This window comes from Agromyces sp. 3263, from assembly GCF_031456545.1.
Lineage (GTDB): Bacteria > Actinomycetota > Actinomycetes > Actinomycetales > Microbacteriaceae > Agromyces.
In genome coordinates this window covers 1,060,507-1,077,731 of record NZ_JAVDUV010000002.1, presented here as the reverse complement: position 1 = coordinate 1,077,731, position 17,225 = coordinate 1,060,507, and the positions used below count along the sequence as shown (strand labels likewise).

17 protein-coding genes are annotated in these 17,225 nt (G+C 72.1%); 8 read left to right on the top strand and 9 right to left on the bottom strand.

The genetic code is table 11. The features are described 5' to 3' along the window. Positions 1-15: 15 nt before the first annotated feature. From J2X63_RS18265 to J2X63_RS18255, 3 genes are all read left to right on the top strand, one after another. Positions 16-1,443 (top strand): hypothetical protein, encoded by a 1,428-nt coding sequence (locus J2X63_RS18265; protein WP_309979897.1) that lies wholly within the window; start codon positions 16-18, stop codon positions 1,441-1,443. A gap of 124 nt (positions 1,444-1,567) precedes the next feature. Beyond that, positions 1,568-2,407 (top strand): DNA-formamidopyrimidine glycosylase family protein, encoded by an 840-nt coding sequence (locus J2X63_RS18260; protein WP_309979895.1) that lies wholly within the window; start codon positions 1,568-1,570, stop codon positions 2,405-2,407. Between the two features lie 96 nt (positions 2,408-2,503). Continuing rightward, positions 2,504-2,713 carry a dodecin gene (locus J2X63_RS18255; protein ID WP_309979894.1) on the top strand — a complete coding sequence of 70 codons (210 nt, stop codon included), beginning with the start codon at positions 2,504-2,506 and terminating at the stop codon, positions 2,711-2,713. On the opposite strand, the gene J2X63_RS18250 is transcribed toward J2X63_RS18255, so the two are convergent. From J2X63_RS18250 to J2X63_RS18240, 3 genes are all read right to left on the bottom strand, one after another. Continuing rightward, positions 2,714-2,947: a hypothetical protein gene (locus tag J2X63_RS18250; protein ID WP_309979892.1), complete on the bottom strand. Its 234-nt coding sequence runs from the start codon at positions 2,945-2,947 to the stop codon at positions 2,714-2,716. It abuts the gene before it with no gap. Positions 2,948-3,029: 82 nt separating this feature from the next. Then, complete coding sequence (locus tag J2X63_RS18245; RefSeq protein WP_309979891.1) at positions 3,030-3,407, bottom strand: DUF4180 domain-containing protein; 378 nt, start codon at positions 3,405-3,407, stop codon at positions 3,030-3,032. A 101-nt stretch (positions 3,408-3,508) separates the two neighbouring features. Beyond that, entirely contained in the window at positions 3,509-4,225 is a 717-nt protein-coding gene (locus J2X63_RS18240) for a hypothetical protein (protein ID WP_309979888.1), read from the bottom strand. Between the two features lie 287 nt (positions 4,226-4,512). On the opposite strand from J2X63_RS18240, the gene J2X63_RS18235 reads away from it, so the two are divergent. After that, positions 4,513-6,207: a cell wall-binding repeat-containing protein gene (locus J2X63_RS18235; protein ID WP_309979887.1), complete on the top strand. Its 1,695-nt coding sequence runs from the start codon at positions 4,513-4,515 to the stop codon at positions 6,205-6,207. 42 nt (positions 6,208-6,249) lie between these two features. On the opposite strand, the gene J2X63_RS18230 is transcribed toward J2X63_RS18235, so the two are convergent. Beyond that, positions 6,250-6,798, bottom strand: coding sequence for a GNAT family N-acetyltransferase (locus J2X63_RS18230; protein ID WP_309979885.1), 549 nt, complete (start codon positions 6,796-6,798; stop codon positions 6,250-6,252). A gap of 68 nt (positions 6,799-6,866) precedes the next feature. On the opposite strand from J2X63_RS18230, the gene J2X63_RS18225 reads away from it, so the two are divergent. Both J2X63_RS18225 and J2X63_RS18220 read left to right on the top strand, forming a co-directional pair. Continuing rightward, complete coding sequence (locus tag J2X63_RS18225; RefSeq protein WP_309979883.1) at positions 6,867-7,727, top strand: DNA-formamidopyrimidine glycosylase family protein; 861 nt, start codon at positions 6,867-6,869, stop codon at positions 7,725-7,727. A gap of 55 nt (positions 7,728-7,782) precedes the next feature. Beyond that, a complete protein-coding gene (locus J2X63_RS18220; RefSeq protein WP_309979880.1) occupies positions 7,783-8,370 on the top strand; it encodes a GNAT family N-acetyltransferase in 588 nt (195 codons plus the stop codon). A 67-nt stretch (positions 8,371-8,437) separates the two neighbouring features. Here J2X63_RS18220 and J2X63_RS18215 read toward each other — a convergent pair whose 3' ends face one another. Then, entirely contained in the window at positions 8,438-9,061 is a 624-nt protein-coding gene (locus tag J2X63_RS18215) for a hypothetical protein (protein ID WP_309979878.1), read from the bottom strand. Positions 9,062-9,151: 90 nt separating this feature from the next. Then, positions 9,152-11,071, bottom strand: coding sequence for a chorismate-binding protein (locus J2X63_RS18210; RefSeq protein WP_309979876.1), 1,920 nt, complete (start codon positions 11,069-11,071; stop codon positions 9,152-9,154). A gap of 202 nt (positions 11,072-11,273) precedes the next feature. Between J2X63_RS18210 and J2X63_RS18205 the strand changes: the two genes are divergently transcribed. After that, entirely contained in the window at positions 11,274-12,089 is an 816-nt protein-coding gene (locus J2X63_RS18205) for a putative protein N(5)-glutamine methyltransferase (protein WP_309979874.1), read from the top strand. Positions 12,090-12,130: 41 nt separating this feature from the next. Here J2X63_RS18205 and J2X63_RS18200 read toward each other — a convergent pair whose 3' ends face one another. Both J2X63_RS18200 and J2X63_RS18195 read right to left on the bottom strand, forming a co-directional pair. Beyond that, entirely contained in the window at positions 12,131-12,826 is a 696-nt protein-coding gene (locus J2X63_RS18200) for a phosphoribosyltransferase family protein (protein WP_309979872.1), read from the bottom strand. 49 nt (positions 12,827-12,875) lie between these two features. Continuing rightward, entirely contained in the window at positions 12,876-13,445 is a 570-nt protein-coding gene (locus J2X63_RS18195; RefSeq protein ID WP_309979869.1) for a carboxymuconolactone decarboxylase family protein, read from the bottom strand. A 463-nt stretch (positions 13,446-13,908) separates the two neighbouring features. Between J2X63_RS18195 and J2X63_RS18190 the strand changes: the two genes are divergently transcribed. Continuing rightward, complete coding sequence (locus J2X63_RS18190; protein ID WP_309979867.1) at positions 13,909-15,549, top strand: VWA domain-containing protein; 1,641 nt, start codon at positions 13,909-13,911, stop codon at positions 15,547-15,549. Positions 15,550-15,633: 84 nt separating this feature from the next. On the opposite strand, the gene J2X63_RS18185 is transcribed toward J2X63_RS18190, so the two are convergent. Then, positions 15,634-17,181: a DHA2 family efflux MFS transporter permease subunit gene (locus J2X63_RS18185; RefSeq protein WP_309979865.1), complete on the bottom strand. Its 1,548-nt coding sequence runs from the start codon at positions 17,179-17,181 to the stop codon at positions 15,634-15,636. Positions 17,182-17,225 lie beyond the last annotated feature (44 nt).

Below are 17,225 nucleotides of genomic sequence, written 5' to 3'. Positions count from 1 at the left end.
CGGAGGGTGATCGACATGCATGACGACAACGAGCTCGACCCGGTGGCGCGGCTTCGCGCCGCCGATCCCGCCGCATCGGTCGAGCCCAGCGCGGGGTTCGCCGACGAGGTCGTCGCCAGGGCGACTGCAGCATCCACGACGGATGCCGCATCCGCCACCGGCACGTCGATGACGGATGCCGCGCCGGCCCAGCCGTCGCCCGTCGCCGACCTCGCCTCCGAGCGCGCGCGCCGCCGCCCGACCTGGGTCGCCATCGCCGCCGTCGCCGCCTCGCTCGTGGTCTTCAGCGGAGCCGGCTACGCCGTCGGCGCCTCGACGAACGACTCCACGAACGTCGCGGGAGCCGCGGCCCCGCCCATCTCGCTGCAGGGCGCCGCCGACGGCGCGACCACCGAGCAGAGCACCCTCCAGGACGGCGCGATCGCGGGTGCGGCACCCGACCAGGCCAAGCGTTCCGCATCCGGAGCGAGCGGCATGCTCTACCCCGGGTTCGGGCGCAACAGCTTCCACTCGACCGGCCTCTCGACGGCCTCGGGCAGCGCGCCCGGCTACGGGTACGACGCCCGCGGAGCCTCCAACGCCGAATCGGTCGGCGCGCTGGCCGCCGCCCTCGGCGTGGAGGGAACGCCCCAGCTGAAGGACGGCGCGTGGACGGTCGGTCCCCAGGACGGCACCGCCCCGTCGCTCTACGTCGGGCTCGACGGCACGCTCAGCTTCTCCTACTCGGATCCGCTCCTGAACCCCTGGAACTGCGCGACGACCGACACCGGCGCGGGCACGGAGGGCACCGACGGCACGGGCGAGGTCGCCCCCGTCGACCCCTGCGAGCCGCCGACCGTCGGCCTGCCGTCGGAGGACGCCGCGATCGACGCCCTGCGGTCGCTCATCGCCTCCGTCGGACGCGACCCAGGTGCCTTCGAGTACACCTCCGAGACGTGGGAGGGCGCGGTCACGCGATCGGCGCAGGCGTGGCCCGTCGTCGATGGCCAGCGCATCGACCAGTCGTGGAGCCTCGAGCTGACCGACGGCGGCATCGTGAGCGCCTACGGTTCGCTCGCCGACCTGGTGAACCTCGGCGACTACCCGGTCGTCAGCGAGCAGGAGGCGTTCGAACGGCTCTCCGACCCGCGGTTCGGCGCGCAGGTGACCGCCATGCCGCTCGCCATCCGCGAGGAGGCGGTCGACGCGCCCGACGCCTCAACAGCGAGCCCCGAGTGGGTGCCGCCGACCGAGCCGCCCGCGACGCCGCGGGATGGAGCGTCCGTCGCATGGCCCGTGAACGACGTCGAGATCGTCAGCGCCCGCCTCGGCCTCGCCAGCCAGTGGCAGCCCGACGGCAGCGTGCTCGTCGTTCCCGCCTACGAGTTCACGGATGCCGCGGGCGGCACCTGGTCGGTCATCGCCGTCGCCGACGCGAAGCTCGACTTCGCCGGCGTGCAGTGATGCGGGGGGGGGCGTCCAGGGGAGTGGCCCCGGGGAGTGACCGGACCGACCCATCCGGGCCGTCCGCGGCATCCGGAACCGGCACGGCCTGTTCACGAGCGCGATCCCGTGGAAGGCTGGCGGCATGCCGGAATCACCTGAAGTGCAGGCGCTCACGGAGGAGCTCGCCACGCGGTTGGCGGGACGGGCGCTCGCCGGGGTCGACGTCGTCGAGTTCCGCACGCTGAAGACCCGGGCACGCACGCCCGAGACGCTCGTGGGCGAACGGGTGACCGGCGCTGCCCGCCACGGCAAGCATGTCGACGTGGCCTTCGGTGCGGCGCACCTCGTGGTCTCGCTCGGCCGCCACGGCTGGGCGCGATGGGGCGCTGCCGGCGACGAGGCCGATCTGCCCGATGACGCGCCGCCCACGCTCGTGGTGCTCGAGTTCGACGACGGCTCGACGCTCGAGCTGACGGATGCCGGTGACTGGGTCTCGCTCGGATGCTTCGTGGTCGACGACCCGGCCGAGGTGCCCGCCGTGGCGAAGCTCGGTCCCGACCCGGCCCACCCCGACTTCTCGCGGACGCAGTTCGATGCGGCGGTCGCCGGTCGTCGCAAGCAGGTGAAGGCCGTGCTGCAAGACCAGGAGTCGCTCGCCGGTATCGGCAACGCCTACTCCGACGAGATCCTGTTCATGGCGAGGATCTCGCCCGTCGGGCACGCCTCCGCGTTGACCGCGGATGAGGCCGATCGGTTGTTCGCCGCCACCGTCGGCACCATCGGCGACGCCATCGAGGCCCAGCGGGGCGTGCCGATCGCGGAGCTCAAGGCGGCCAAGGTCGCGTCCATGCGGGTGCACGGCCGGGCAGGCGAGCCGTGCCCGGTGTGCGGCGACACCATTCGCGACTTCTCGTTCGCGAGCACCACCGCCCAGTACTGCCCGACCGACCAGACGCACGGCGAGCTGCTGCCGCTCAAGTGAGCCGACGATCGCCGGCGACGGTCGAGCCCTGTCGGCGGGCGGCGGCGCGGGCTAGGGTCGAGGCATCCCGCGACGCGCGGGGGTGGGGAGCAGACCATGACCGATCATGTCTACCGGGTCACCGAGATCGTCGGCACCTCGGGCGAGAGCATCGACACCGCGATCCGCAACGCCATCGGGCGGGCGACCTCGACCCTTCGCAACGTCGACTGGTTCGAGGTGGTGTCGACGCGCGGCGAGGTCGCCGGCGGCAACGTCGTGCACTTCCAGGTCACGCTGAAGGTCGGGTTCCGGCTGGAGGAGTAGTCAGGCCGCGCCGGTGATCGACGAGCGGTGCTCGCCGGGGCTGCGGCGCACCCGGCTGACCGCGTCGGGCGCGGCGGTGAACCGCCCCGGCTGCCCGTCGTCGTCGAGGTAGGCGACGCGGATGCCCCGGCCGACGCGGGCGACCTTCGTGACCTCGAACGTGCGGCCCGCGGCGCTGACGAGCGTGTCGCCCACCCGCAGGTGACGAGTCTGTCGCAACTCCAGGACCTCCATAGTGAGAGTGTCTCAGGAGCCACCGACACCGAGTCGGACGCCGGCGTCCGCCGTCCGGCGCCCTGAGGTGCTCTCGCGCGCCTCAGCCGGCCCCGCCGCTCCGCTTCGAGAGCTTCGCCTGCAGCGCCGCCTCGTCGTCGACGAACCAGATCTGGTCGCCGCGGTTCGACTCCCACACGAAGTCCCGCAGGGCGTTGCTCTCGGCGAGATGCTCCGAGATGTCGCCGACGACCGCGAGGCGCAGCCGGTAGTTCACGAGCTTCTGAGTGATCTCGCCGGCGATCCCCGTGCTGAGCCGGAAGAACTCGGGGTCCAGGCGCGACACCGGCACCACGACGAAGTTCGCGTGGTGCGACCAGGCCGAGCCGACGAGGTCGTTCGCGTCATCGGGCGTCGAGATGAGGTCGCCCTCGGGCTCGAGGTGGAGCATCCGGATGTCGCTGCCGTCGTCGATGAACATGCGACGACCCTAGCGTCGAGCGCTCGGTCGCGCACCGGGCGACCCCGCCGTGCCGCCGGGGCGCGCCGGCCACCACTCCGCGCCGGCCACCATGTCGCGCGTCAGCCGGCGTCGAGGCAGGTGACCTGGTTGATCCAGCCGTACCCGTAGTCGTCGTGCCCGAAGACCACGACGGTCGCGTCACCGGCGGCCACGTCGCGCTTCTCCACGATCTCGGTGGAATCGGGCGCGACCGCGCTCGCGTCGTTCGAGAAGCCGAGCTGCACTTGCAGGGCCTCGCAATCGGCCTCGGTGAAGAGGGCCGCCTGCCAGCAGCCCTGCGCGTACTCGCTCGGGCACTCGTCGAGGTACCGGCCGTCGGCGTAGAACTCGATCGCCGCGGGGAACGCGAAGTAGGTCTCGTCGGCCTCCATCCGTTCGACGCCCGGCTCGGCGTCGGCGTCGGCATTCTCGGACTCGAGCGCGCGCGACGCCGATTCTCCCGCCTCGCCGACCAGTCGCACCGCGCCGAGCGTGCCGAGCGTGATCAGCGAGAGCAGCACGACGACGCCGACGGCGATGGCGGCGATCGCCCAACCGGGAAGCCGCCGCCGCTGGGCGGGGGCGGCAGCCGGGGCTCCCAGTTGCGCGTGCAACGTCGCCCGGGCCTGCTGCAGCGTCGTCGCCCACTCCTCGGCCTGCGCGCGCGCCGAGGGATCGGGATAGAGCGACGGATGCCGCGCCGCGGACTCGCCCGCGAACGCGCGTTCGACGAGCTCGGGGGTGAGCGGGGAATCGGGTGAGATGCGCAGCACCTGCCGCGCCGTGAGAGCGTCCACAGCGTGATCGTATGGCACCCGGGCCTGCACGAGATGCACGGGGCCGCGCCAGAGCGCGAGGCGCGCGATGCGTGACAAAAACGAGATGAAGGTGAGGCAGGGCGTTGCGCAGGTGCTGGACCTGCCGCGGGGACCAATGGTAGTCGCGGTGCAGCCGGGTCATGGTGCATTGGGGTCTGGACCACTCGCTTCCGTGCGAGGCATCCCCGTACACTGCGAAGGGCGGAAGCCGGACCGGGGATGCTCTCGTGGCAGGTCCACCTCCGCACAGGGGGAAAGGGCAGCACATGCGCCAGATTTTGCGCGACAGCGCCGTCGCGATCGCCGCGGCGGTCCTCATCGCAATCGGAACGGCAGGTCCCGCGATCGGCGCGAGCGACGTGCCGCCGTCACCGGGTGCGTCGCCGACGGCAGAGCCACTGCCTGAAGCCTCGCCCCATCCTGGGACCCCCATCACCGAGGACCCCCCGACGGAGGAACCCCCGACGGATCCGCCGTCGACGGAGGTACCGGCCACGGATGGTCCCTCGGCGACGGAGCCGGCTGTTCCTCCGAGCGAGCCGGCGCAGGAGCAGACCGAAGCACCGCAGATCTCATCCGCGGCGCCCGAGGAGACCTCGCAGTTCGTCGTCCCGCTCGCCACGAGCACCATCGCCCCGTTCGGGCCGGGCGTCCATCGCCTTGCGGGCACAGACCGTTTCGAGACGTCCGTCGCCATCTCGCAGCGGTTCTCACCGAATGTGCCGGTGCTCTATGTCGCGACCGGCTTGGATTTTCCGGATGCGCTGACTGCGGCGGCGGCGGCGGCGCATCTCGGAGGCCCCCTGCTGCTCACCAGGGACGACATGCTTCCCGACGTGGTACGGGCGGAGATCACGCGGCTCATGCCCGAGCGGATCGTCGTCGCCGGCGGCGAGGCAGCGATCGGTGCTGATGTGTTCTCGGAGCTCGCGGCCATGACGCCGTCGATTCGGCGGGTGGGCGGATTTGATCGCTATGAGACCGGCGAATTGCTGGTCCTGGACGCATTCGGGAGTGCCGGCGAGGCGTTCGTGGCCACCGGACGTGACTTTCCCGACGCGCTCGCAGCTTCCGCAGCGGCAGGGTCGCTCGGGGCGCCGGTGCTCCTCGTGGACGGAGCACTGCCATCGGTGCGACCGGCCACGATATTGACGTTGGATGCGCTCGGCGTGCGCGCCGTTCGAATCGCCGGCGGCGTCCTAGCAGTGAACCCGTCCATCGAGCAGTTGCTCAAGTCCGACGGCTTCTCGATCATCCGCCACCAGGGTGCGGATCGCTACCTGACGGCCGCCGCTATCAACGCTTCAGTCTTCAGCCCCGGATCTTCGAGCACCGCGTTCATCGCCACGGGCGGCCAGTTCGCCGACGGCCTCGCGGGAGCAAGCCTCGCTGGCGGTCTCAAGGCACCGCTCTACATCTCGCGCACCGAGTGCACCCCGCGGCCTGTGCTCATGGCGATCGCGGACCTCAACCCGTCCGCGCGAGTGATCCTGGGCGGAACGAGCGCGGTCAGCGAGGCCGTCGCCCAGGGTGTCGAGTGCGAGTACTGGGTCAAGCCGGCCTCCGGGCGGATCACCGACGTCTTCGGTCCACGCGATCCAATCTGCACGCCGGGCGGATGCACGCAATCGTTTCACCGCGGCGTCGATATCGGTACCGGATGCGGCGCGCCGATCTACGCGGCGTCCGATGGGCGAGTGAGCAGCGCGGGGCCGCTCGGTACGTACGGGAATTTCGTGAAGATCGCTCACGGGGGCGGCATCGACACCGGGTACGCGCACATCAGGGATGGTGGCATCCTCGTAGGGTACGGTCAGATCGTGGGTGCGGGCCAACAGATCGCGTGGTCTGGCGCGACCGGCGCAGCCACTGGCTGTCATCTGCACTTTGAGGTATATCAGAACGGCACGCAAATCGATCCCATTCCATTCATGGCAGCTCAGGGCGTCATCTTGGGGTGACTTCTTCGATTCCCGGCCCGCCGCCGCTGGTACCTCCCAACGTCAGTCGTGCAGGATCGCCTGGAAGAGGTCGTGGTCCTGCCAGCGGCCGGCGATCTGCAGGTAGCGGGGTGCGAATCCGATGCGCTCGAATCCGTTGCGCTCGAGCACGCGCTGCGAGGCGGCGTTGTGCGGCAGCGTCACCGCCTGCACCCGGTGCAGTCCGAGCTCGTCACGGGAGATCCGGAGGACCTCGCGCACCGCCGACGTGGCGAGGCCCCGGCCGTTGCTCGCGCCGTCCACCCAGTACCCGACGTGCGCGCTCTGGAACGGGCCGCGGATGATGCCCGAGATCGTGAACCGCCCGATGATGCGCCCGGTCGACCGCTCCTCGAGCGCCAGCGGCAGGGACGCGCCCGCGACGGCGCTCGCGAGCTGCGCGTCGAGGTCGGCGGCCTGCCCCTCCTCGGTGAAGAACGCATCGTCGCGCACCGGCTCCCAGGGGGTGAGGTGCTCCCGGTTGCGGACGTACGCGGCGGCGAGGGCGGCCGCGTCGCCGGCGTCGAGGAGGCGGAGCACGGCGTCGTCGGCGATCGGGACGGGGCGGATCATCCTCCGATCCTACGAAGCGTGCCCGACGGTCGGGTGACGATGTCGCCGGTCGGTGAGACGATGGGCTGGTGCCTGAGCTTCCCGAGGTGGATGCGCTCGTGGGCTTCCTCCGCGAGCGTGCGGTGGGTCATGCCGTCGCCGGGGCGACCGTCGCGGCGATCTCGGCGCTGAAGACGTTCGATCCGCCGCTGCAGCAGCTCACCGGGGCGACGATCGAGGCCGCGAGCCGGCACGGCAAGTTCGTCGACCTCGCAGTGGGCGACCTGCACCTCGTGTTCCACCTGGCCCGCGCCGGCTGGCTGCGGTGGTACGAAGAGCTCCCCAAGACCGTCATCCGGCCGGGCAAGTCGCCCATCGCGCTGCGCGTCCGCCTCGACGACGGGGCGGGATTCGACCTCACCGAGGCCGGCACGAAGAAGTCGCTGGCGGTCTACGTCGTGCGCGACCCGGTCGAGGTGCCCGGCATCGCCCGGCTGGGCCCCGATCCGACGGCGCCCGACTTCACGCTCGACGACTTCGCGGGCATCCTCGCCGGCCGTCGCACCCAGATCAAGGGGCTGCTGCGCGACCAGTCGGTGTTCGCCGGTGTGGGCAACGCCTACTCCGACGAGATCCTGCACAACGCGCGCATGTCACCGTACGCGCTCGCCGCCAAGTTGAAGCCCGACGAGGTCGAACGCCTCTACCACGCGCTGCGCGACACGCTCTCCGATGCCATCGCGGCCGCGGCGGGCCGGCCTCCCGAACAGCTCAAGGACTCCAAGCGCACCCGCATGCAGGTGCACGGCCGCACGGGCGAGGCATGCCCCGTGTGCGGCGACACCGTGCGCGAGGTCATCTTCGCGGACTCGACGTTCCAGTACTGCCCGACGTGCCAGACGGGCGGCAAGCCGCTCGCCGATCGCGTGCTCTCCCGACTGCTCAAGTGACCCGGCTGCGCGGCGTCCGGCCGCGATGTCGGATGCCGCTGCCAGACTCGTCGCGATGACCGACGCACTCCACACCGAACGCCTCCTGCTCACGCCGCTCACACTCGACCACCTCGACGACTACCACCGGGTCTACAGCGACCCCCGCACCTGGCAGCACCTGCCGACCGGCCGGCACACGAGTCGTGGGCAGTCGGCGCAGGCGATCGAGCGCTCGATGCAGAGCGTCCGCACGTCGGGGTTCGGGCATTGCGCGGTCGTGCTCCGTGCACCCGTCGGCACCCTCGGTCCGGGCTCGTTCGTCGGGTCGGCGGGCGCGTCGATGCTGCCGTTCGGCGCGTGGAACCTCGGCTACCGGCTGGCGCCCGAGGCGTGGGGGCACGGCATCGCGGGCGAGGCGGCGGCGCTCTCGCTGCGTGCTGCTCGCCGGGCGCAGCCCGATGCCGCGGTGACCGCCCGCGTGCTCGCGAACAACCCCGCGTCGGTGCGTGTGCTGGAACGACTCGGGCTCGACCTCGTCTGGCAGGGCGCGTCGAGCGATGCGCCGCGGGGTGCCGACGACACCACGCATCTCGAACGGCTGGTCTTCACCGACCGGCCCGTCGACGACGACACACTCCAGGCGGTCATCGCATTGGGCTGACGCCACGCGCGTGCGAACGGGCGGCCGGCGGATCGGCCCGCCGCCCGCCCGTTCAGCGCGTCGGTCGTCAGATGCGACGACCGGTCTCGGTGTCCCGGCGGGCGGCGTCTGCGGCGGCCGTGCGCTCGTCGGTGGTCGTCGTTCGATCGTCGACGACCCGATCGTCTCGCACGGCGGCGTCGTCGGCAGCGACGGCCGTTCGGTCGTCTGCCGCGATCGTCGTGCGGTCGGTGCCGGCAGCCGTCGTGCGGTCGGCGGCGACCGGGGCGGTCGTGGCCGCTCCGTCGCGATCGCGGCGGTCGTTCGCGGCCGTCGTGTCCCGGTCGGACGAGACGTCGGGGTCGACCTCGTCGGCCTTGCGCAGGCGCTCCTCGGCCTCGGTGCGCAGCTGCTGGGCGTCCGACTCGTGCGCCTCGCGCTCACGCGACAGGCGCTCGGCCTCGAGCTGCGCCTGCATGGCGTTCGCCTCCGCCTGCTTGGCGGCAGCGTCGGCACGTGCGGCATCCGCCTCACGCTCGCGCCGGGCGACGTCCGACTCGTACGCGTTCTGCCGCAGGTCGGCCGCCTTCTTCCGCTCCGCCTCCAGATGGGCTTCACGCCGTCGCCGGCTCGTCATCAGCATCGCGACCACGATGATCGCGATGACGACGATGACGCCGACGATGATCCAGATGATGGTGCTGGTGTCCACAGGGAACCGCCTCCTCGAATCGGGTCGGCCCCAGCCAATCCATCGTGACGATGGTCCGCAATGCCTTGCGCTTCGGCATCGAGTGCGGGATCATCCCGCCGCGCGCGCGACCTCCGTGACGTTCGCAAACCCGGGCTGACCTGCGAGAACTCCCTCGACCAGTCGCTCGAGCGTGGCGAGTCCGTCGGGTGAGGTGACGGATTCCAGGTGCCCTTGCACGGAGGCCACGCGCGGCGCACGGAGGGCGTGCACCACCCCGCTCACGGCATCCGAGGCCACCTCGAGGCCCAGCCGCGGCGTCGTGGAGCCCGCGGGTGCGAGGGCTGCGAACGTGTTGTAGAACCCGATCGCGGCCGTCTCGCCGAACACGTCGACCTCGAGCTGCACGCCCTGGCGCGGTGACGGCAACGGCGCGATCGGCAGCCCGGCGAGATCGGCGAGCACCTGGTGGCTCAGGCACACCGCCAGCATGGGCCGCCCGGACGCCAGTCGCGCCGAGATGAGTGACCGAAGCCGTTGCAGGCGAGGATCGTCCGCGTCGCGCGGGTCGCCGGGGCCGGGGCCGAACACCACGAGGTCCTCGGATGCCTCGGCGGGCGCCTCGTGCCACGGCATCACCCGCGCCGCCACGCCGAGGTGCCGCAATTGGTGGGCGAGCATCGTGGTGAAGTCGTCGCCGGCGTCGACGACGATGGCGCTGGCGGCGCGCGCCGGGGCGGAGGCCTGCGGCGTCCGCCAGAACGCGGCGAGCCGGTCGTTGCGCGCGTCGAGCAGCGTGCCGAGGTCGTCGTCGTCGAGGGCGCGGCGGGGTGCGCTCACCCTCGGCAGGGCTCCGAGCGCGGTGAGCACGCCGGCCGCCTTCGCGCGGGTCTCCGCGACCTCGCTCGCCGGGTCGGAGTGCCGCACGAGCGTCGCGCCCACGGGCACCCGCACCCGGCCGGTCGCGTCGAGGTACGCGGTGCGGATCAGGATGGGGGCATCGAGGTCGTGGCCGCCGGCGCGAGGGCTGAAGCGCGCGAGCACGCCGCCGTAGTAGCCGCGCGGTGTCGGCTCGTGACGTGCGATGACCGCGCAGGCGTTGCCCATCGGGGACCCGGTGACGGTCGGGGCGAACATCGTGAGCCGGAGCACCTCGCGCGGGTCGAGCGTCGAGCGCCCCTCGAGCAGGTACTCGGTGTGGGTGAGGCGCGACATCCGCTTCAGGAAGGGTCCGCGGATGCGGCCGCCGTCGGGGCACACCGCGCTCATCATCTTGAGCTCCTCGTCGACGACCATCACGAGCTCCTCGCGCTCCTTGACGTCGTCGAGGAAGGCGAGGAGGGCGTCGTCGTCGGGCCCGCTGTCGTCGGGCCCACTGTCGCCGGTGCCCTGGTCGGGACCGCCGGCGCCGTGCCGGAACGTGCCGCTGATCGGATTCATCGAGACGAGCCCGTCGATCGACGACACATGGCGCTCGGGTGTCGCGCCCGCCGCCGCGAGGCCCGGCGTGCTGATCGCGAAGGTCCAGTAGGCGCCGCGCTCGTGCTCCAGGAGCTGCCGAAGCCAGCCGAGCTCCGCGGTTGCCGGCGCGGCATCCGTGGACCCGGTGAAGTCGCGCCGGATGACGAAGTTCGCGCCCTCGCCGCGCCCGATCTCCTCGTCGATGACCCGGCGCACGACCTCGGCGTAGTCGTCGTCGCTCAGGTCGACCGCCAGGTCGGCGACGACCACCGGATGCCGCGGCAGCAGCTCGATGGCCTCGTCGACGGCGACCGCCTCCCGCTCCCGCACGACGAGGCACCGGATCGGCGCGTCGTCGTCATGGGCGGCGTACCCGCGCTCGCGCACCTGGCGGAAGGGGACGAGCGCCAGCACCTCGGCGTCGCCGAGCGGGATGTCGGCGAGCAGGCGGACGTCGACGACCTCGCCGACGAGCACGTCGAGGGTCGGTTCGTGCTCGCGCCGGATGACGGCGAAAGGGGGCACCTCAGCGGTGGACGCGGCGAGGAGCGAGGAAAGCAGGCGAGTCATGTCGGTCTCCGGTCGGGCCCTCGGCCGGAGCATCCCGCTGCACACGCGAAACGACCGCCCTCGGGCGGTCGTCGTACGTCGAAACGCAGGGAGTCCGCCTAGGAGGCGGGCCACCAGGTGCGGATCGACGCGGTCATGTCGAGCACTCTAGGGCATCCCGCCGCTCGGCGCACCTGATCGGCGACGACAGTACGATGCGGAGGTGCCTGCAGAACCGGACCCCGCCCTCGCGGCCAGGCTGCGCGCGGCGGGGTGCGTCTTCGCCGAGGACGAGGCCGCCCTGCTCACCGAGGCCGTCGACGGACGACCCGATGCCCCGGCCGAGCTCGAGCGCCTCGTCGCCCGCCGGGTGGCGGGGGAGCCGCTCGAGCAGCTGCTCGGCTGGGCCGAGTTCGCCGGCCGCCGGGTCCTCCTCGAGCCCGGCGTGTTCGTGCCGCGACGGCGTACGGAGGTGCTCGCTGGTGAGGCCGCCCGCCTCGCACTGGCGGTGCGCGAGCAGGGGCGAACACCGGTGGTCGTCGACCTGTGCTGCGGCGCCGGGGCGATCGGCGCGGCGGTGGCGGATGCCGCGGGGCCGGTCGAGCTCGTCGCCGCCGACATCGACCCGGCCGCCGTCCGGGCCGCGCGCCGCAACCTCGAGCCGCTGGGTGCGTTCGTCGTCGTCGGCGACCTCTTCGACGCGCTGCCCGGCGAGCTCCGCGGGCGCGTCGACGTGCTCGCCGTCAACGCGCCCTACGTGCCCACCGCCGAGATCGCGATGATGCCGCCCGAGGCGCGCGACCACGAGGCACACGTCGCCCTCGACGGCGGCGACGACGGGCTCGACGTCCACCGGCGCGTCGCGGCCTCCGCTCGGGCGTGGCTCGCTCCCGGCGGGTCCGTACTCGTCGAGACGAGCCGTCGCCAGGCGCCGACCACCGAGGCGCTGCTCCGCGCCGGCGGCCTTTCCACGACGATCGTGCGCGACGACGAGCTCGCGGCGACCGTCGCGATCGGCCGCCGCGCGCCGAACGACTGAGCTCCGGGCGGAGGTCGGCGGTCGCGCGCGGTTGCGCCCGGTCAGCGGTCGGCACCCGGTCGGCCGCCGTGGCGATCATGATGCGCGTCGGCCAGGATGGCCTGCACCGCGGCATCCGTCGTCTGCCGGAAGTCCAGGTAGTGCATGCCGACGGACATGAAGCCGTGCGGCGTATTGAGGCAGACCACCTCGTCGACCTCGGGCATGGCCGCGAGCTCGGCGACGCTCTCGGGAGCGCCGACGGGCATCGCGAGCACCACGGATGCCGCGCCCAGTTCTCGCGCGACGAGGCTCGCCACGCGGGCGGTCGCACCCGTCGCCACGCCGTCGTCGACGATCACGGCCGTGCGGCCGGCGAGGTCGATCGGCGGCGCATCCCCGCGGAACCGCAGCAGCCGTGCCTCGAGCTCGGCGCGCTCGCGCCGCTCGACGGCGGCGAGCTCCTCGGTCGAGACGCGGCCCTGCACGAGCACGTCGTGGTTGAGCACGCGCGCACCGCGCTCGCCGATGGCCCCCATCGCGAGCTCGGGCTGGCGCGGCAGGCCCAGCTTGCGCACGACGAGCACGTCGAGCGGCGCGTCCAGCGCCAGGGCGACCTCGGCGGCGACGGGCACCCCGCCACGCGGCAGGCCGAGCACGACCGGGTCGACGAGGGCGCGAACGAGCGGGCGCTCGGCGAGGACGCCCGCCAGGCGGCGACCCGCGTCGCGCCGGTCGGTGAAGCGCTCACTGGACATCGCACGCCCCACCCACTCGCGCCTCGGCTCAGCCGGCCGGCCGGCCGCGTCAGATCCCGTCGAGGAGGGCGTTCCGGAGCGGCTCGCTGAGCGACGGTGGCACGTCCACCTCGACGGCGAGCGCCTGCAGGGCCCGCCCGTAGTAGACGCGGGCCGCGGCGGCCACGGTGATGTCGACGATCTGGCGGTCGCTGAACCCGGCCTCTCGAAGACGCAGGCTGTCGGCGTCGGTCATGCCGGCCGAGTCGCGGGCCAGCTGCTCCGCGAAGCGCATCATCTCCACCTCGGCGTCGGTGAGGCCGGCATCGGTGTAGTCGAGGGCGATGCGCTCGAGCTGGGACTCGTCGAACACCTTCAGCGACTTCTGGCCGTGGGCCAGACGGCAGTGACGCGAGCCCGTGCCGAGCGCCGCGGCGAGCGTCACGAGCTCGAATCCCCGGAAGCCCAGTGACTCGATCGTCGAGGCCGTGAGTGCCCGGAAGGCCGCGTACGCCGCCGGGTTCACCGCCATCGCCGTCGTGTGCGTCGCGACATGACCGAACGCCGCGCGATCCTCGGCGTAGTAGCGCTCCACGCCCTCGGGGGCCTCGTCCTCGGGGACCGCCCTGATGATGGTCATCGCACCCCCTGGCACTCGCCGGCACTCGCGACCGTGTGCACCTCAGGCCTAGCGTGCGCTGTTCGGCGCGTCAAGCCCTGTCACCTCGGAAGGGCGCCGCCTAGCGTTGATGACGTGGCACCGGACACCGACGAGGCGACTCGTCGAACGCGCATCGCGCGGCCGGTGAGAACACCGGAACGCCTGAGCGACGACTGAGGGGTCGACGCGCAGGGCGGGGGAGCGGGTCGGATGACTGGGGGTCATCCGACCCGCGTTCTCACCGTTTCCGAGTGAAGTTCGCGTATCAGGCCCCGTCGCCTATGCTGAGTGAACCCTCCCCCACGAACGGGGGAACCCGTTCAGCACAGGGATTCGACGGCGACTCGACGCCGTCGGGCTTGGAGTGTCCGTGGGGCGTCACAGTGTCAAGGCCCCGGCAAGGAAGCCGGGGCGCGCGCTCGTCTTTTCCATCATCGCCGCCGTGGCCATCGTCGGCATCGTCGCATCCGGGGTCTACCTGTGGGTCGGCGGCCACCTCTCCCCGCTCTTCGCGGCCGCCGAGAGCGGCTGCGCCGAGACCGAGCAGATCGTGGTCGTCGCCGACACGTCCATCGCGCCGGCGCTCACCGAACTCGCGAAGGACTACGACGCGTCGTCCGACGCGTGCGTCGAGACCGTGATCAAGTCGCAGGACTCGGCCGACACCGCCGCAGTCATCGCGTCGGGCGGCGCCGATGCCGACGCGTGGGTTCCCGAGTCGAGCGTCTGGGTCGACCGCATGGCCGCGACCGCGGCGTCGCTCGGCCAGACGGCCCCCGAGGTCGAGGTGGGCGAGCCGATCGCCTCCACGCCCGTGGTGCTGGCCGCCGCGGCCACGACGGCGGCCGAGGTCGCGAGCGAGCCGGTGACCTGGACGAGGGTGCTGGGCGGCGGCCTGCCGACGATCCTCCCCGATCCCGAAGCCTCCTCGGCGAGCCTCGCCGGCCTCATGGCGCTGCGCGGCCACTCCTCGCCCGACGACCCGCGGCAGTTCGCCGGGGCCATGATCGAGCTCGGCAAGACCATTCCCGCCTCGACGAGCGCCGCGTTCGGCGCGCTCGCGGCCAGCCAGCAGCCGAGCGTGGTGCTCACGACCGAGGCGCAGGTCGCCGACTACAACCTCGACGAGCCGGCGGAGACGCTCGTGGCGGCGTATCCCGCCGATGGCACGGTGCTCCTCGACTACCCGTTCGTGCAGCTGCCCGCCGCGGTCGACCCCGAGGGGACGGCGTCGGCCGACAGCACCGCGGCTGCCGCGGAGGCGCGCACGGAACTGCTCACGGCGTTCGCGGACGCGGCCCGGGCCGACACCGAGCGGCTCGCCGCCGCCGGGTTCCGCGCCGGCGACGGATCGGGCACGCTCGACATCCCCGGACTGGCCGTCGACGGCCCGGCCGCTGCGGCCGCGCAGCTCGACCCGGCCGCGCAGCTCGAGATCCTCCGCGCCTGGGCGGTGCTCACCCTGCGGTCGCGCATGCTCGCCGTCATCGACGTCTCGGGCTCCATGGAGGAGCCGGCCGAGAACGGCCTGCGCCGCATCGACATCTTCCAGCAGGCCGCCATCGGCGCCATGGAGAAGTTCTCGGGCGAGGTCGAGATGGGCGTGTGGGTCTTCTCGACCGCGCGCAACGGCGATCTCGACTACGAGGACCTCAGCCCGATCGCACCGCTGGCCGATCTCGCGCACAAGCAGGAGATCGCCGGGATCATCCAGTCGCTGCCGGCCCGACTCGGCGGCGCCACCGGCTTGTACGACACGACCCTCGCGGCGATGAAGCGGGTGCGCGAGACGTACGACCCCGAGAAGGTCAACTCGGTGCTGCTCATCACCGACGGCAAGAACGAGGACGAGAACGGCATCGACCTCGACACGCTGCTCGCCGAGCTCGCGAAGATGGACGATCCGGCCAAGCCGGTGCCGGTGATCATGATCGGCTTCGGCCCCGACACCGACCTGGCGGCGATGCAGCGCATCGCCCAGGCGACGAAGGGCGCGGCCTACTCCGCATCGCGGCCCGAAGACCTCAGCACGGTGCTCGTGGATGCGCTGTCGCAGCGCACCTGCCGCCCGAACTGCGGCTGAGCTCGGGAGGTCGGCCGGAAGGCCGCCGAGCATGACGAAGGGCCCGGTTCGCGAACCGGGCCCTTCGTCATGCGCCTGCGAGCATCACGCCTCGGCGGGCTCCTCGAACACGGCATCCTCACGCGCGTGCGTCATCATGTCGGCGGGCTTGCGCACGAAGAACGAGCCGACGATGGCGAGGATCGACAGGATCGCGCCGACCAGGAAGGCCGAGCGGATGCCGGCGGTCTGGGCCACCTCGGCGGATGCGCCCGTCGCGGCGACGGCGACGGTGCCCGCGGTCATCACCGTCACGAAGAGCGCGGTGCCCGCCGCCCCGGCTACCTGCTGCACGGTGCCCACGATCGCGGAGCCGTGCGAATAGAGGCGCGGTTCGACCGAGCCGAGGGCCGACGTGAACAGCGGCGTGAACATGAAGGCGAGACCCGTCGACAGCGCGACGTGCGCGGCGAGTACCAGCCAGGGCGAGGTGTGGTCGGTCACCATCGTGAGCGACCAGAGCACGCCGCTCACCACGATGCTGCCGGGCACGAGCAGCGGCGTCGGCCCGTAGCGGTCGAACAGCCGGCCGACCGTGGGGCCGAAGAGCCCCATGATCAGGCCACCGGGAAGCAGCAGCAGGCCGGTCGCCAGCGGCGTGAGGTGCAGCACGTCCTGCATGTAGATGGGGAGCAGGATGATGGTGCCGAACAGCGCCGCCATCATCACGACCATGAGCCCGACCGAGATCGAGAAGTTGCCCGAGCGGAAGGTGCGCAGGTCGAGCAGCGCCCGCTCGCGTCGCTGGAGGAGCAGCTGGCGCCAGATGAATCCCCCGATGCCGAGGACGCCCACCACGAGGGAGACGACCATCGCGGCCGGGTGCTCGATGCCGCTGACGACGCCGCCGACGAGGCTCAGGCCGTAGACGAGGCCGCCGAAGCCGAACGCCGAGAGGATGACCGAGAAGACGTCGATGGGGATGGCGCGCGGCTCGCTGACGTTCTCGACGCGCCGGATGCCGATGACGAGCATCGTCAGGGCGATCGGCAGCACCAGCCAGAACATGAACCGCCACGAGAGGAAGCTCAGAATCAGCCCGGAGATCGTCGGGCCGATGGCGGGCGCGACCGACATGACGATCGACACCCGGCCCATGAACCGGCCTCGATCGGCGGCCGCCACGAGTGTCATGAGCGTCGTCATGAGCAGCGGCATCATGATGGCCGTGCCGCTCGCCTGCACCACGCGGGCGAGGAGGAGCACCTCGAAGCCCGGCGCCAGGGCCGCGATCAGCGTGCCGGTCGAGAAGAGCGACATCGCGGCGATGAAGATCGGCCTCGTCGCGAATCGCTGCAGCAGGAAGCCGGTGATGGGGATGACGACCGCCATCGTCAGCATGAAGGCGGTGGTCAGCCACTGCGCCTGCGAGATGGTGATGCCCAGGTCGGTGACCAGGTGGGGGATCGCCACGCCCATGATCGTCTCGTTGAGGATGACGACGAAGGCGGAGGCCAGGAGCAGCCAGATGACGCGGTTGTTGCGCGCCCCGTGGAGCGCCTCGACATCGGAGTCGGTGTGCGGGTGAGTGGCGGCCGCGTCGAGGCGTGCGGCCTCGGGCGCGGTCAGGTCTGGAACGGCGCGTTCGGTCACGGAAAGGCATCCAATCGATCTCGGCGCAGAGCGGCGCCGGGGGA

What these genes read in the sequence shown, in the direction of transcription:
- J2X63_RS18265 (WP_309979897.1), top strand. Translation starts at nt 16, where the DNA reads ATGCATGACGACAACGAGCTCGACCCGGTGGCGCGGCTTCGCGCCGCC.
- J2X63_RS18260 (WP_309979895.1), top strand. Translation starts at nt 1,568, where the DNA reads ATGCCGGAATCACCTGAAGTGCAGGCGCTCACGGAGGAGCTCGCCACG.
- J2X63_RS18255 (WP_309979894.1), top strand. Translation starts at nt 2,504, where the DNA reads ATGACCGATCATGTCTACCGGGTCACCGAGATCGTCGGCACCTCGGGC.
- J2X63_RS18250 (WP_309979892.1), bottom strand. Translation starts at nt 2,947, where the DNA reads ATGGAGGTCCTGGAGTTGCGACAGACTCGTCACCTGCGGGTGGGCGAC.
- J2X63_RS18245 (WP_309979891.1), bottom strand. Translation starts at nt 3,407, where the DNA reads ATGTTCATCGACGACGGCAGCGACATCCGGATGCTCCACCTCGAGCCC.
- J2X63_RS18235 (WP_309979887.1), top strand. Translation starts at nt 4,513, where the DNA reads ATGCGCCAGATTTTGCGCGACAGCGCCGTCGCGATCGCCGCGGCGGTC.
- J2X63_RS18230 (WP_309979885.1), bottom strand. Translation starts at nt 6,798, where the DNA reads ATGATCCGCCCCGTCCCGATCGCCGACGACGCCGTGCTCCGCCTCCTC.
- J2X63_RS18220 (WP_309979880.1), top strand. Translation starts at nt 7,783, where the DNA reads ATGACCGACGCACTCCACACCGAACGCCTCCTGCTCACGCCGCTCACA.
- J2X63_RS18210 (WP_309979876.1), bottom strand. Translation starts at nt 11,071, where the DNA reads ATGACTCGCCTGCTTTCCTCGCTCCTCGCCGCGTCCACCGCTGAGGTG.
- J2X63_RS18200 (WP_309979872.1), bottom strand. Translation starts at nt 12,826, where the DNA reads ATGTCCAGTGAGCGCTTCACCGACCGGCGCGACGCGGGTCGCCGCCTG.
- J2X63_RS18195 (WP_309979869.1), bottom strand. Translation starts at nt 13,445, where the DNA reads ATGACCATCATCAGGGCGGTCCCCGAGGACGAGGCCCCCGAGGGCGTG.